The 14255-nt window shown below is 65.2% G+C and carries 12 protein-coding genes; 11 read left to right on the forward strand and 1 reads right to left on the reverse strand.

The features are described 5' to 3' along the window. Window positions 1–39: 39 nt before the first annotated feature. The 6 genes from J2X50_RS14810 to J2X50_RS14835 all read left to right on the forward strand — a co-directional run bounded on the left by J2X50_RS14810 (window position 40) and on the right by J2X50_RS14835 (window position 6290). The gene (locus J2X50_RS14810; RefSeq protein ID WP_429096105.1) at window positions 40–768 is read left to right on the forward strand and encodes a FadR/GntR family transcriptional regulator; all 729 of its coding nucleotides are present in this window, start codon (window positions 40–42) and stop codon (window positions 766–768) included. Further along, window positions 765–1952: a PLP-dependent transferase gene (locus J2X50_RS14815; RefSeq protein WP_429096107.1), complete on the forward strand. Its 1188-nt coding sequence runs from the start codon at window positions 765–767 to the stop codon at window positions 1950–1952. The genes J2X50_RS14810 and J2X50_RS14815 overlap by 4 nt, the downstream gene beginning before the upstream one ends. A gap of 36 nt (window positions 1953–1988) precedes the next feature. Continuing rightward, window positions 1989–3266, forward strand: a complete 1278-nt coding sequence (locus J2X50_RS14820) for an ABC transporter substrate-binding protein (protein ID WP_429096108.1) — start codon at window positions 1989–1991, stop codon at window positions 3264–3266. Between the two features lie 177 nt (window positions 3267–3443). Beyond that, entirely contained in the window at window positions 3444–4367 is a 924-nt protein-coding gene (locus J2X50_RS14825; RefSeq protein WP_429096110.1) for a carbohydrate ABC transporter permease, read from the forward strand. Continuing rightward, on the forward strand, window positions 4367–5215 hold the full coding sequence (locus J2X50_RS14830) for a carbohydrate ABC transporter permease (RefSeq protein WP_429096111.1): 849 nt from the start codon (window positions 4367–4369) through the stop codon (window positions 5213–5215). The genes J2X50_RS14825 and J2X50_RS14830 overlap by 1 nt, the downstream gene beginning before the upstream one ends. A gap of 4 nt (window positions 5216–5219) precedes the next feature. After that, the gene (locus J2X50_RS14835; RefSeq protein ID WP_429096112.1) at window positions 5220–6290 is read left to right on the forward strand and encodes an ABC transporter ATP-binding protein; all 1071 of its coding nucleotides are present in this window, start codon (window positions 5220–5222) and stop codon (window positions 6288–6290) included. A 69-nt stretch (window positions 6291–6359) separates the two neighbouring features. Here J2X50_RS14835 and J2X50_RS14840 read toward each other — a convergent pair whose 3' ends face one another. Further along, window positions 6360–7295, reverse strand: coding sequence for a LysR substrate-binding domain-containing protein (locus J2X50_RS14840; RefSeq protein WP_429096114.1), 936 nt, complete (start codon window positions 7293–7295; stop codon window positions 6360–6362). Between the two features lie 124 nt (window positions 7296–7419). On the opposite strand from J2X50_RS14840, the gene J2X50_RS14845 reads away from it, so the two are divergent. The 5 genes from J2X50_RS14845 (at window position 7420) to J2X50_RS14865 (ending at window position 14184) form a co-directional block, all read left to right on the forward strand. Beyond that, window positions 7420–8460 (forward strand): Rieske 2Fe-2S domain-containing protein, encoded by a 1041-nt coding sequence (locus tag J2X50_RS14845; protein ID WP_429096115.1) that lies wholly within the window; start codon window positions 7420–7422, stop codon window positions 8458–8460. Beyond that, entirely contained in the window at window positions 8457–9560 is a 1104-nt protein-coding gene (locus J2X50_RS14850) for a 2Fe-2S iron-sulfur cluster-binding protein (protein WP_429096116.1), read from the forward strand. The genes J2X50_RS14845 and J2X50_RS14850 overlap by 4 nt, the downstream gene beginning before the upstream one ends. Before the next feature lie 61 nt (window positions 9561–9621). After that, window positions 9622–10749, forward strand: a complete 1128-nt coding sequence (gene hisC / locus J2X50_RS14855; protein ID WP_429096117.1) for a histidinol-phosphate transaminase — start codon at window positions 9622–9624, stop codon at window positions 10747–10749. After that, the gene (locus J2X50_RS14860) at window positions 10746–12233 is read left to right on the forward strand and encodes an FAD-binding oxidoreductase (RefSeq protein ID WP_429096118.1); all 1488 of its coding nucleotides are present in this window, start codon (window positions 10746–10748) and stop codon (window positions 12231–12233) included. The genes hisC and J2X50_RS14860 overlap by 4 nt, the downstream gene beginning before the upstream one ends. After that, a complete protein-coding gene (locus tag J2X50_RS14865; protein WP_429096120.1) occupies window positions 12226–14184 on the forward strand; it encodes a DUF2817 domain-containing protein in 1959 nt (652 codons plus the stop codon). Before J2X50_RS14860 ends, J2X50_RS14865 begins: the two co-directional genes overlap by 8 nt. Window positions 14185–14255 lie beyond the last annotated feature (71 nt).

Here is a 14255-nt window from a genome sequence, read left to right on the forward strand (position 1 = left end):
ACAAATTGGCACAATGGTCAGACCAATTTTGAGGTGCGAATGTCGACCCTTCAGTCGATAAGACCTACCGCACGCGACGATGCCGTGCTCAACGTGCTGGCGGATTTCGTCACTGTCGAGGGTCTGCAGCCGGGCGACCGCCTGCCGACCGAGCGCGTGCTCTCGGATCGCCTGAAGGTCAGCCGGACGACGGTGCGCGAGGCGCTGACGCGCTGGGAAGGGCTCGGCCTCGTCGAGCGGCGCCAGGGCAGCGGCACCTATCTCAAGGCGGCCGTCTCGCGCGACATGTTCCACCTGCCGCTGACCTTCGCCTCGGGCAACGACTTCGAAAGCCTGATGCAGACGCTGGAGATCCGCCGGGCGCTGGAGGCCGAGGCCGCGGCACTCTGCGCCCAGCGCGCGGGGCCCAAGGAGATCGCCTTCATCCGCGAAAAGCTGGAAGCGATGGAGGAGGCCTTCCATGCCCACGCCGGCATGTCGTCCGAGGAAGACTGGGACTTCCACCTTGCCATCTACAGCGTCTCGGGCAATCCCCTGTTCGGACAGATCATTTCGGCCATGCACGAGGCGTTCCACCGCTTCTGGGAGCATCCGCTCGGCGTGCTCGATTTCGGCCATGCCAGCTTTCCCTACCACCGCACGCTCTACGATCGGATCGTCGCGCATGACGCCGACGGCGCGCGCGCCGAGGCGCTGAAACTCATTGCCACCGTCGAGAACGACCTGCGGCGCGGTGCGGCCAATCTAAAACTTGCGGACATCAGATGAACGACCGGACGAGCGATTTCGACAGGGACTACATTGCCGAGGCGGCTACGCTTCTGGCGCATGACGATCCATTCCCCGGTGGGGCTGTCGTGCCGCCGATCTACCAGACTTCGCTCTTCACCTTCGACAACTATGCCGACATGGCCGACACCTTTGCCGGCCGCAGCACACGCCCGATCTATTCGCGCGGCAACAACCCGACGGTGATGGAGTTCGAAAGCCGCATAGCGGCGCTCGAAGGCGCGGAAGCCGCGCGCGGCTTCTCCAGCGGCATGGCAGCGATCAGCTCGACCGTGCTCGCCTTCGTCGGCACCGGCCAGCGCATCGTCGCCATACGCAACTGCTACGGCGACGCCTACCGCCTGTTCGAGCGGCTTCTGCCGCATCTCGGCATCAAGGTGGACTATGTCGACGGCTCCGATGCGGATGCGGTCGCGGCCGCGTTGCCTGGTGCTGCGATGCTCTACCTCGAAAGCCCGACCTCGATGATGTTCGAGCTGCAGGACCTCGAGTTGCTGACAGGCATGGCGCGCGAGCGCGGCATCGTTACCGTCGTCGACAATTCCTGGGCGACGCCGCTGTTCCAGAAGCCGATCCTGCACGGCGTCGACCTCGTCATGCATTCGGCGTCGAAATATCTCGGCGGCCACAGCGATACCGTGGCGGGCGTCGTCGCCGGCTCGGCCGAGCACATTCGCCGCATCAACGAGCGCACCTATCCCTATCTCGGCGCCAAGCTTTCCCCCTTCGAGGCGTGGCTTCTGCTGCGCGGCCTGCGCACCCTGACGTTGCGGCTGCCGCATCACATGAAGAGCGCGCTCACCATCGCCGAGCGGCTGAAGGACCATGCCCATGTCGAGCGCGTCAACCATCCCGCCTATTCCAACCATCCGGGCAAGCGCACGCTCGCGGGCTTCTCGGGCTTGTTCTCCTTCGAGGTGACCGAGGACATCGACGTGCCGGCCTTCGTCGACGCGCTCGAGCTGTTTCGCATCGGTGTCAGCTGGGGCGGGCACGAGAGCCTGGTGGTGCCGGCGCTCGCGTCGCTGCAGCAGACGCCGGACGCCAATTCGATCGGCCGGTTCGGGGTCAGCCCGCGGACCATCAGGCTGAATGTCGGGCTGGAAAACGTGGAGGATCTCTGGGCCGACGTCGTTCGGGCCTTCGAGGCGGCAACGAAATAACAGCTTCAAAAACCGAGCTAAATGGGAGTGACTGTAATGAAGAAGTACGGAGTGTTGTTCGCAACGGCCATCAGCCTCGCCCTGTCGGCCGGCACGGCGCTGGCAGCCTCGACCATCATGATGGTCGAGGTCATCACCAGCCCGCCGCGCACCGAGTTCCTGAAGAAGCAGATCGCCGGCTTCGAGGCGGCCAACCCGGGCGTCAAGGTCGAGCTGGTGTCGCTGCCCTGGGGCCAGGCCTTCGAGAAGTTCCTGACCATGGTGCAGGCCGGCGATACGCCCGACATCGTCGAGATGCCGGAACGCTGGCTCGCCCTATACGGCGCCAACGGCCAGTTGGAGGACCTCGGCCCCTATATGGCGAAGTGGAAGGATGCCGCCACGCTCGGCCGACGCGCCAAGGAGTTTGGTTCGGTGGTCGGAGGCAAGCAGTATACTATCCCCTACGGCTATTACCTGAAGGCGATGTTCTGGAACAAGAAACTGTTCAAGGAAGCCGGCATTGACCGCGCACCGGCGACGCTCGACGAATTCGTCGAGTCGGCCAAGAAGATCTCGGCCATTCCGGGCAAATACGGCTACTGTCTGCGCGGCGGCCCGGGCGCGATCTTCGGGATGAACATGTTCATGAACATCGCCAACGGCAAGGGCGGCTACTTCAACGAGGACGGCACGTCGATCATCAACGAGCCGGGTTCGGTCAAGGGACTCGAAATACTCGCCGACATCTACAAGAACGGCTACGCGCCGAAGGACAGCGTCGGCTGGGGTTTCAACGAGACGGTGACCGGCTTCTACTCCGGCACCTGCGCCATGCTCGACCAGGACCCGGATGCGCTGATCGGCATCGCCGAAAAGATGAAGCCCGAGGACTTCGCCGTGGCGCCGGTTCCGACCGGACCGAACGGCAAATCATACCCCACGCTCGGCTACTCCGGCTGGTCGATGTTCGCCAATTCCGACGTCAAGGAAGACAGCTGGAAATTGATGGAAACGCTGCTGTCGCCGCAAGGCAATCTCGACTGGGCAAAGATGGTCGGCGTGCTGCCGATCCACGACGGCGCCGACCAGGATGCCTACTTCAAGACCGAGCAGTTCAAGGGCTGGTTCGAGGAGTTGAACGGTGGCGACAAGTATGAGTTCGTGACACCGCCGACCCATCTCGAAAATCTAGGCAATTTCGTCGACCAGATCGCCATCAAGGGCTTCCAGGAAGTGCTTCTCGGCAAACGTCCGGCCAAGGAAGTGGCAGACGAATGGGCTGCGTATCTGACCAAGGAACAGCAGGACTGGATGGCCAAGAACAAGAAGTAACGGCGACGGTGGGGCAGCGATGCCCCGCCCTTCCTTGCCGCCCCCACGCCCTGACCTGCAAGGTCCCCTTCCCAACTGCGGTGAAGGCTCCGGCATCGCTGCCAAGCCCTCCTCCCTTGTCGTGCGAGGCGGGGCGGGGCGTGGGACGGCTCCTTTGGACATGACGAGAGTATCGCCATGACATATGCAGTCTCCGAAATCGGAACCACCGGGAAGGCCCGACACAGATGGCACTCCCTGCCTGCACTCGAGCCGTGGCTTTACCTCAGCCCGGCACTGATCCTGCTGGTCACGGTGCTTCTGGTGCCCCTCGTGGTCGGCATCGGCTATTCGTTCCGCAAGTTCTCGGCCTTCAAGTCCGAGTTCGTCGGCCTTGGCCAATATCAGGCAATGCTGTCGGATCCGTTGCTGGGCCAGGCACTCATCAACACGCTGTGGTGGACGGCTGGCAGCCTGTTCTTCCAGTTCTTCTTCGGGCTGGGCCTGGCGCTTCTGCTCGACCGGCCATTCTGGGGCCGCAGGGTGGTACAGGCGGTGGTGTTCCTGCCCTGGGCGGTGCCGTCTTTCCTGTCGGGCCTCACCTGGGCCTGGCTGTTCAACCCTATCGTCGGGCCCTTGCCGCACTGGCTCCATGCGCTCGGGCTGCAGGCAGAGCCGACCAGCATTCTTTCCGATCCGGCCACTGCCATGTGGGGGCCGATCATCGCCAATGTCTGGTTCGGCGTCCCCTTCTTCGCCATCACGCTTCTGGCGGCGCTGAAGTCGATACCGTCGGAGCTGCACGAGGCGGCGGCCATCGATGGCGCCACGCCGTGGCAACGCTTTTCCAAGGTGACGCTGCCGTTCCTGGCGCCCACCATCGCCATCACCGTGATGCTGCGCACGATCTGGATCGCGACCTTTGCCGACCTGATCTTCGTCATGACCTCGGGCGGGCCGGCCGGCTCCACCAATACGGTCGCGACCTACATCTATGTCAGCGCCTTCAAGTCGCTCGACAAGGGCTATGCGTCGGCGGTGGCCGTGCTGCTGCTCTTGCTCCTCATCCTCTACGCCGTGGTGCTGATCGGCATCCGCCGCTCGCTTGCGAGGTATTCGTGATGATCGCCGGACGTTCCACTTCCTCGCGTCTGCTCGGCGGCATCGGCCTCTATTCGGCCGTCGGTGCCTACGTCATCTTCGCGCTGTTCCCGATCTACTGGACGCTGAAGATCTCGGTCACGCCGCAATCGCTGCTCTATTCCGAGGGCATCACGCTGTGGCCGTCGGCGACGACTTTCGAGAACTATGCCACGGTGCTGAGGGCGAGCGACTTCCCGCTCTACTTCCTCAACAGCGTCATCGTATCGGTGACCTCGGCGCTTGTCGTCACCGTCATCGCCTCTGCGGCGGGCTACGCCATGTCGCGCTTCTCCTTCCGCGGCAAGACGACGGTGGCGATCGCGCTTCTTCTGACGCAGACCTTCCCCCTTGTGATGGTCATTCCACCGATCTACCGCATCATGGGCGAGATCGGCCTGACCAACAGCCTGACCGGCCTGATCATCATCTACACGGCTTTCAACACAGCCTTCGCCACCTTCCTGATGCAGTCCTTCTTCGACGGCATCCCGAAGGACCTGGAAGAGGCTGCGATGATCGACGGCTGCACTCGCGCCCAGGCGCTGCGCCGGGTCATCATCCCGCTGACGCTGCCCGGCATGGGGGCGACGCTCGGCTTCGTCTTCACCGCCGCCTGGAGCGAGCTTTTGTTCGCGCTAATGCTGATCTCGAGCGAAGGCCAGAAGACATTTGCCGTCGGCCTGCTCACCTTCATCGGCAAGTTCGCCGTCGACTGGGGGCAGATGATGGCCGCCTCGATCCTGGCGCTTATCCCGGTCTGCATATTCTTCGCATTCCTGCAACGCTATCTCGTGACCGGCCTCACCGCCGGCGCCGTCAAAGGGTAGGCCGATGGCATCCGTTTCGCTCGACAAGGTTCAGAAGAATTACGGCGCGCTCAACGTGCTGCAGGCGGTCGACCTGGAGATTTCGGACGGTGAATTCGTCGTGCTCGTCGGCCCCTCCGGCTGCGGCAAGTCCACGCTACTCAGAATGATCGCCGGGCTGGAGGAGGTCTCGAACGGCGAGATCCGCATCGGCGAGCGCATCGTCAACAATGTCGCGCCCAAGGACCGCGACATCGCCATGGTGTTCCAGTCCTACGCGCTCTATCCGCACATGGACGTCTCGGCCAACATGGGCTTCAGCCTGGCGTTGCGGAAGACCGACAAGGGCGCTATCGACAGCCGCGTCTCAAGCGCCGCCGAGCGGCTCGGCCTCAACAAGCTTTTGCAACGCCTGCCGCGCCAGCTGTCGGGCGGGCAGCGCCAGCGCGTCGCTATGGGCCGCGCCATCGTGCGCGATCCAAAAGTGTTCCTGTTCGACGAGCCGCTGTCCAATCTCGACGCCAAGCTGCGCGTGCACATGCGAACCGAGATCAAGGCGCTGCACCAGCAGCTCAAAACCACCTCGGTCTATGTCACCCACGACCAGGTCGAGGCCATGACCATGGCCGACCGCATCGTCGTCATGCATGACGGGGTGGTCCAGCAGGTCGGTGCACCGCTCGAACTCTACGACCGTCCGGCCAACGCCTTCGTTGCCGGCTTCATCGGCTCGCCGGGCATGAACTTCCTGCCGGCGACGGTGGAGCGTTCCGGTGCCCAGACCGTCGCCGTGCTCGCCGACGGCCAGAAGCTGGCAGTGCCTGTCGAGCTGCCGCTGACGAGCGGCGACAAGATTTCGGTGGGCATCCGGCCGGAGCATCTGCGGGCGCAGGCGGATGGGCCGCTGGCAGCCCAAGTCGAGGTGGTCGAGCCGCTGGGCATGTCGACCCAGTTCTATGCGCGCATGGCAGGCCAGCAGATCTGCGTCTTTGCGATGGGGCGCGTTTCGGTGAAGACCGGCGACGCGGTACGGCTCGCGGCCAGCCCGGAAAGCCTGCACCTGTTCGATCCCGGGACCGGCCGGCGCATGGGCTGAGGCCTGGAACACACGGGCTCCCTGCTCGAGGCGAACGTTTCGCTGCGTTCGGGCGAAGCATCCAAGAGATCAGCGCTGCCGCTGGTGCAAATGCGCGTAGCGGGCGTCCTGCCGGTTGGCGACCCGCACGATCCAGGCGCGCAACTCGGCACCGTTCGGCTTTTGCAGCGCCGAGCGGTCCCAGGCGAGAAAATAGGGATCCGGGAGGCGCAGCGGCAGGTCGAACGGCACCACCAGGCGACGGGCGGCAATGTCTTCGGCAGCCATGGACAGTTGCGCGAGCACGAAGCCGCGGCCGCTGATCGCAGCATCTATGGCCGCGCTCGACAGCGAAAACGCGACCTCGCCGGCGTTTCGCCGATATTTCTGTCCGATGCTCGATGCCCATTCGGCCCAGGTCGGCGGCGAACGGTGGTCGCGGGCCCATTCGATGCCGAGCAGCGGCCGTTCGAGGATGTCGGCCGGCGTCCGCAGCGGCAGCCGCTCCAGCAGGGCCGGCGAGCACGCGGGCACCACCCAGTCCGTGAACAGCTCGGCATAGTGGTCGTAGTCGCGGATCTTGGCGCCGTAGGAAATGCGGAAGTCTATCTGATCCTCGCCGAAACGGGCTTCGGGCTCGGCGCCGATCAGCCGCAGCGTCGCGCCGGCATGGTGCGCCTGCCAGTCGAAGAGCTGCGGCGCCAGCCACTTGCTGGCGAGCGAAGGCAGGCACGACACGGTGAGCGTGCTTTCCGACCGTGCCCGATCGAGCAGGTCGGATGCGTCGCGAATGCGATCGAAGCCCGCCGATACGGCTGTATGGTACATCCTCCCCCAGGAGGTCATGGTGACCGTCCTGCCGCGCCGCTCCAAGAGCAGCACGCCGAGTGCCTCTTCCGCCTTGCGTATCTGCTGGCTGATCGCACCGGGCGACACACCGAGTTCGTCGGCCGCGCCGGTGACGCTGCCGAGCCGGCCAAAGGCCTCGAAGGCCTGTATCGCGCGCAAGGGCGGGGATTTCTTCACTTATCCGATCCAGCCTGTTTGTTTTAGTTTTTCTAAAATAGAACACAGCTGCAAGCCCTTTTTGCGCGGATGCCCCCGCGTTAGCCTCCTTTCCCGAAGACGAGGTCTCACGGAGGAAGCGGCCATGTTTCTGAGAAATTGCTGGTATGTCGCCGCATGGGACCACGAGGTCGGCCACAACGAGCTGAAGCCGGTCAAGCTGCTCGGCGAGGAGATCGTTCTCTACCGGAAGACGGACGGCGTCGTCGCAGCGCTGGAGGATGCCTGCCCGCACCGCAAGCTGCCGCTGTCGATGGGCCGCATCAAGGGCGACAACGTCGAATGCGGCTATCACGGGCTGACCTTCGATTGCACCGGCACCTGCACCCGCGTCCCTGGCGCAGAAAAGATTCCGCACGTTGCCCAGGTGCGCAGCTATCCCATCGCCGAACGCTATGGCCTGCTCTGGGTGTGGATGGGCGACGCGGCCCAGGCCGACCCGGCCAAGATCTTCGAGGTCGAGCATTGGGGCGACGCGGCCTGGGGCGTGAACCGCGGCGAGTCGATGACGCTCGACTGCAACTACCTCTACATGACCGACAACCTGCTGGACCCCTCGCATGTCGCCTGGGTGCATCAGAGTTCATTCGGCAATTCGGCCGCCGAAGCGGCGCCGCTCGAGACCACCATCGGCGAGGACGGCGTCACCGTCTGGCGCTGGATGATCGACGTCGAGCCGGCGCCGTTCTACGCGCCCTATCTCAAGTTCGCCGGCAATTGCGACCGCAAGCAGCACTACGAGGTGCACTATCCGAGCAACGCCATCATCAAGGCGATCTTCGTGCCGGCCAACACCGGCGGCGAAGGCAAGTCCCTCCACGAGGAGGTCTTCCTCATGGACAGCTACAACTTCATGACGCCCGTCGATGAGAACCACACCAAGTATTACTGGTTCCAGATGCGCAATTTCGCGCCGGACGACGAAGAGATCTCGCGCCAGTTCGCCAAGTCGGTGCGCGGGGCCTTCGACGAGGACCGAGTGGTGCTCAATGCCGTGCACAAGGGCATGGCCAACAAGCGCTCCCCCAATCTCGATCTCAAGATCGACGTCGGCCCGCTCCGCTTCCGCCGCAACCTGGCCAAGCTGATCGCAGCCGAGGAACAGCAGCTGGCGGCGGTCGAATGAATGCCTTTGCCGCTCCCGTCAGCACGCACAGGAACGGGTTCCGCGACCTGAAGGTGGTGGCGAAGCTTCGCGAGAGCTGCAGCATCACCTCCTTCCACCTCGAACCCGTACAGCCGGAAAGCTGGCGCGGCTTCGAGCCCGGGCAGTTCCTGGTGTTCCGAATTCCGACGGCAGGCGGCAACGACTTCGTGCTGCGCAACTACAGCATCTCCAGTTCGCCCCGAGAGGCGGGCAGCTACCGCATCACCGTCAAGCGCGAGGCAGCCCCCTCCCCCAGCGTCCCCGACGGGCTGAGCTCCAGTTTCCTGCACGACCAGATAGAGGTCGGTGACGTGCTCGTGGCCGAAGGTCCGCGCGGCGATTTCGTGCTGGACGGCAATAGCCGGCGACCGGTGGTGCTGCTGAGCGGCGGGGTCGGGCTCACGCCTCTGGTGTCGATGCTGCACGCGCTCACGACGACCGACAGGCGGGTGCTGTTCGTCCATGCTTGCGACAATGGCGACGTGCATGCGCTGCGCGACGAGGTCGAGGCGCTCGCCGCGTCGCGACCCGGGGTGACGGTGCATTTCTGCTACCGCTTTCCGACGGAACGGGACCGGGCCGCCGGCCGCCATCACAGCGAAGGCGTGGTGACGCGCGAGCTGCTGCAGGGCCTGCTGCCGATCGACGACTACGACTTCTATCTGTGCGGCCCCTCGCCTTTCATGCAGGCCGTGCACGGCATCCTGCGCGGCTTTGGCGTGCCGAGACAGCGCATCGCCTACGAGTTCTTCGGCCCGGCGACGCTGCTGGAGCCCGCCCCTGAATCGAGACCCCAGCCAGCGCCTGCCTCGGCACCTGCAGATGCGACCATGGTCGAATTCCGCAAGTCGGGTCGCACGGCCATATGGGACGCGACGGCCGAGTCGCTGCTTGCCTTCGCCGAGAACCAGGGCCTTGCGCCGGAATTCAGCTGCCGCGCCGGCATCTGCGGTACCTGCAAGTCGCAGCTGGTCGCTGGCAACGTCGTCTATTTCGAGGAGCCGCTCGACGAACTTGCCCCCGGCGAGGTGCTGTTGTGCTGCTCCAAGCCGCAAGGATCAATCGTCTTGGACCTATGACAGGGCGCGCGCCCGATATCGCACGAACTCCAGGTAGAACCCCGAGAACGGAAGCATTGGCGTGGATACTCCAGTCGAAAAAGCCTCGATAGCCAGCCTGGCGATCAACCCGAATGTCGCCGCCCTGCCGCCCTACAATGCCGGCATGAACGTGGCCGTTGCCCGATCGATCTCGGGAAGGGACGACATCGCCCGCCTCGCCAGCAACGAGAACCCGGACGGGTGCTCGCCGGCGGTGCTGGCGGCCCTTGCCTCGCCTGCGCTGGAGCCTTGGCGTTATGCCGACCCGGCCTGCACCGCCCTGCGTGCCGCCCTCGGCCGGACGCTTGCGGTCGATCCGGAAACCATCGTCGTCGGCAACGGCTCCGAAGAGATGATCGCCGCGATCTCGCGTGCCGCGCTCCTGCCGGGCGCCTCGGTCGTCACGGTGGTTCCGAGCTTCGGCCTGCACGAGATCGAACCGCTGGCACAGGGCGCTGCGGTCGCCAAGGTGGCGATGACCGACGATCTCGGTTTCGACATAGCGGCGCTCGAAAAGGCCATCGTGGCCGGACCCAACCTCGTCTTCCTGTCTTCGCCGTGGAACCCGGTCGGTCCGGCGCTCGACGCAGCGTCGCTCGAGCGGCTGCTTACGGCGATCCGGCCCGGCACGCTGTTTGTCCTAGACGAGGCCTATTTCGAATTCGCGGACGGCTCCAGCCCCGACGGGCTTGAGATGCTGCGCGGCAGCGGTGTCGCCTACATCGTGCTGCGCACCTTTTCCAAGGCCTATGGACTTGCCGGACTGCGCGTCGGCTACGCCGTCTGCTCCGACGCCGCGCTGGCGAGACTTGTGGCAGCAGCCAAGACGCCGTTCAACGTCAACGCCGCGGCCCAGGCGGCAGCCATCGCGGCGCTTGGTGACGAAGCCTGGATGCAGGCCTCGGTCGCCCGGCTGCGCGAAGAGCGTATTCGTGTAGCAGCCGCGCTCGAAAGGCTGGGATTCAGGGTTGCGCCTTCCCAGACCAACTTCCTGTTCTTCGACTGCGGCACCGACAGTTCCGCCGTCGCCGCTGCCCTTCTCAAGGAAGGAATCATCGTCAAGGCCTGGCGCGAGAAGGGCTACGAGCGCTATCTGCGTGTGACGATCGGCTCGTCCGGCGACAACGACCGACTGATCCGCGCCCTCGAAGGGATGGCACGTCGATGAAGGGCTCGCAGGCGAACCCCGCCAATCATGAAGCCCCTGACCTGGCCGAGGTTCCGCACGACCTGATCGGCAGCCTTCGCACGATCGTCGGAGCCAAAAACGTGCGCACCGGCGCGGGAGCGGACGTCGATCCGGGCCAGCACCCGGACAATCTGGGCGCCGGCATCATCGTTTCGCCTGGTTCGACCGAAGAGGTCGCGGCCGTGGTACAGCTTTGCCGTCGGCATGGCGTTCCGGTCGTCGCCCATGGCGGGCGAACGGGGCTGGTTGGTGGCGGCATCTCGCGGCCCGGCGAAATCGTCCTGTCGCTCGCAAGGATGAACCGCATCGAACGGCTCGATCCGGTCGAACGCACGGCTGTCGTCCAGGCGGGCGTGAGCCTCGAAGCCTTGCAGGTGGCCGCGCTGGAGCACCGGCTGGAACCGGGCATCGATCTCGCGGCACGCGGCAGCGCCACCATCGGCGGCATGGTGTCGACCAATGCAGGCGGTGTCATGGCGTTCCGCAATGGCGTCATGCGACATCGCGTGCTCGGCCTTGAGGCCGTGCTGGCCGACGGCACGGTCTATTCCGACATGACGCGGGTGGTGAAGAACGCCGCCGGCTACGACCTTAAACACCTGTTCATCGGTGCGGAAGGCACGCTCGGCATCGTCACCAGGGTGGTGGTGAAGCTCGACTCCACGCCGCGGGCGACCGCGACGGCGCTGTTCGGCCTGCCTTCGGTCAGTGCTGCGCTCGAACTCATCCGCCTGGCGCTCGACAGCGAGGGCGGCCAGTTGCGGGCGGCCGAGGCCATGTGGCGACCCTATATCGGGCTGGCCGCATCGGCACATGGCTGGGCGGAGCCCGGCTTCGACCTCGACCTGCCGGTCTATCTGCTCTTGGCGTTCGGCGGCGCACACGAGGAGATACTGCGGGCCGAGTTCGAGAGACTGTTCGTCGAACTCCTCGAACGCCACCACGAGACCATAGGCATCGTTGCCGGGTCGAAGCGCCAGGAAGAGGTTCTGTGGCGACTGCGCGAGGACACCGACGTGATCTATCGGGCGTATGAAGCAGCGCCTTCGTATGACGTGTCGGTGCCGTTGTCGGAAATCGATACCTATGTCGAAAGGATCCTCGCAGGGCTGTCCGCCATCGACGACGACCTGGAACCTTACGTCTTCGGCCATCTCGCCGACGGCAACCTTCACATCGTTCTCAACCGGCAGGGTCCTCTGCCGCAGCCTGTCGCCGAAGCGATCGAGGCGGTTCTCTACGCCGATCTCGCAGCCCTCGGTGGTTCGTTCTCGGCCGAACACGGGGTCGGCTCCAAGCGCATCCAGTCGCTGCTCGCCACGGCCGATCCGGGCAAGCTGAACCTGATGATGCACGTCAAGGACACACTCGACGGCCTGAAACTGATGAACCCGGGAAAGGTCATGCCCCTTGCTCCACTTCTTGCCAAAGACAACGAGCGCGGAAACCCGTCCGATGCGTGACACCCCGGCAAGCCGCTCCTGCTCCGTCGACTACGCCGAGCTCCGCCGGCGGTTCCGCGCGGCCGCCGGGCGAGCGGGCGCCGAGCTGACGGAATATCTTCACCCGCTCCATGGACCGGCCGGAGAGGTGCTCGCCACGGACGTCGCCTATCTCGGCCGGCGCGACGCTGCGAAACTGATGGTGCTGATCTCTGGCACGCATGGCGTCGAAGGCCAGTTCGGCTCGGCCTGCCAGACGGCGTGGCTCGAGGAGAATTCGCCCTGGCGGCTGCCGGAAGACACGGCCGTGCTCGCCATCCACCTCATCAACCCGTGGGGCACGGCCTGGTCGCGGCGCGTCAACGAAGACAATGTCGACCTCAACCGCAACTTCGTCGACTGGCAGGCGGGAGTGCCGAAGAACGACGGATACGCGGCCCTGCACGAGGCCCTGGTCTGCCACGAGTGGGAAGGCCCGGACCGCAACAAGGCCGATGAGGCGCTCGCCGCGGCGAAGCAGCGGCTGGGCGGCCACGCCGGCCTGGCCCCCATCGTCGAAGCCGGACAGTACGATTTTCCCGACGGGCTGTTCTACGGCGGCGCTGGACCGGTCTGGTCGAACCGCACGCTCAACGACATCCTTGTCACCTTTGCAGGCCAGGCGCGTCACGTCGTGGTCTTCGACCTGCACACCGGCGCCGGCCCCTATGGCTACCCGGCCCTGCTGTCGGTCGCCGAAACCGAGCATGGCGGGCTTGCCTGGGGCAAGTCGATCTTCGGTCCGGCCCTCTCCGTGGTGCTTACCGGCAGGGACGCCACGACCGACACCGGAATAGCCGCCACCGCCACCGGCTACGTTTCGGCTGCGGTCCGAAAGGCCATACCCGAGGCGCGCGCACTGCCGCTGGTCGTCGAGTGCGGCACGCTCGACGGACCGACCGTCATGGACGCGGTGCAGGCCGACAACTGGCTGCATGTATTCGGCAAGGTCGACTCACCGCTCGGCCAGCGCATCAAGGCGACCTTGCGATCGGCCTTCATCCCGGAGGACCCGGATTGGCAGTGGAACTGCCTGAACACGAGCCTGCGCTATTTCGACCGGGCATTCGCCGATCTCAAGGCTGTCGATGGCGGGACGGAGAACAAGCCCCTTTCCGTGCCGAAGCCCGCGACCGCGACCGTCGTGCAGCCGCATCCGGCGAGCCGGCAGACGCCCGCGGTCGAGGTGCTCGACCTGCACAAGCGCTTCGGCCAGTTGGAAGTGCTGAGCGGCGTCAACCTTTCGGCCAGGGCCGGCGAAGTGGTGTCGATGATCGGCTCGTCCGGCTCGGGAAAGAACACCTTCCTGCGCTGTATCAACCTGCTCGAGCAGCCCAATGGCGGCCGCATCATCGTCGATGGCGAAGAGATCCGGATGAAGACGGCGTCGGACGGGAGCATCCACCCGGCCGACACGCGCCAGGTCGAGCGGATCCGCGCCCGCGTCGGCATGGTGTTCCAGAGCTTCAACCTCTGGCCGCATTTGACCGTGCTCGAGAACATCGTCGAGGCCCCGGTACATGGCCTGAAGGAGCGGCGCGACGAAGCCGTCGAGCGCGCGCACGCGCTGCTCAAGAAGGTCGGGCTCTCCGACAAGCACGGCCAGTATCCTGGCCAGCTGTCGGGCGGCCAGCAGCAACGGGCGGCCATCGCCCGCACGCTTGCGATGCAGCCCAAGGTCATCCTGCTCGACGAGCCGACGTCCGCGCTCGACCCCGAACTCGTCGGCGAGGTGCTGCGCGTCATCCGCCAGCTCGCCGAGGAAGGCAACACCATGATCCTCGTGACGCACGAGATGCAGTTCGCGCGCGAGGTGTCGCACAAGATCCTCTTCCTCCACCGCGGCAAGGTGGAGGAGGAGGGAGCGCCGGCGGAGCTTTTTGCCAATCCGCGTTCGGAGCGCCTGCGCCAGTTCCTGGCAAGGACGCTCTGACCGCCCGGCGCGACCAAGGAGCAAGCGGGCGCGCAGCCCGATGCAGACCCAACAACATCCAACAATGGGGA

Source organism: Aminobacter sp. BE322, assembly GCF_050433525.1.
In the GTDB taxonomy this organism is placed as follows: Bacteria; Pseudomonadota; Alphaproteobacteria; order Rhizobiales; family Rhizobiaceae; genus Aminobacter.

What these genes read in the sequence shown, in the direction of transcription:
- J2X50_RS14835 (WP_429096112.1), top strand. Translation starts at nt 5,220, where the DNA reads ATGGCATCCGTTTCGCTCGACAAGGTTCAGAAGAATTACGGCGCGCTC.
- J2X50_RS14810 (WP_429096105.1), top strand. Translation starts at nt 40, where the DNA reads ATGTCGACCCTTCAGTCGATAAGACCTACCGCACGCGACGATGCCGTG.
- J2X50_RS14845 (WP_429096115.1), top strand. Translation starts at nt 7,420, where the DNA reads ATGTTTCTGAGAAATTGCTGGTATGTCGCCGCATGGGACCACGAGGTC.
- J2X50_RS14850 (WP_429096116.1), top strand. Translation starts at nt 8,457, where the DNA reads ATGAATGCCTTTGCCGCTCCCGTCAGCACGCACAGGAACGGGTTCCGC.
- J2X50_RS14820 (WP_429096108.1), top strand. Translation starts at nt 1,989, where the DNA reads ATGAAGAAGTACGGAGTGTTGTTCGCAACGGCCATCAGCCTCGCCCTG.
- J2X50_RS14825 (WP_429096110.1), top strand. Translation starts at nt 3,444, where the DNA reads ATGACATATGCAGTCTCCGAAATCGGAACCACCGGGAAGGCCCGACAC.
- J2X50_RS14815 (WP_429096107.1), top strand. Translation starts at nt 765, where the DNA reads ATGAACGACCGGACGAGCGATTTCGACAGGGACTACATTGCCGAGGCG.
- J2X50_RS14865 (WP_429096120.1), top strand. Translation starts at nt 12,226, where the DNA reads ATGCGTGACACCCCGGCAAGCCGCTCCTGCTCCGTCGACTACGCCGAG.
- J2X50_RS14830 (WP_429096111.1), top strand. Translation starts at nt 4,367, where the DNA reads ATGATCGCCGGACGTTCCACTTCCTCGCGTCTGCTCGGCGGCATCGGC.
- J2X50_RS14860 (WP_429096118.1), top strand. Translation starts at nt 10,746, where the DNA reads ATGAAGGGCTCGCAGGCGAACCCCGCCAATCATGAAGCCCCTGACCTG.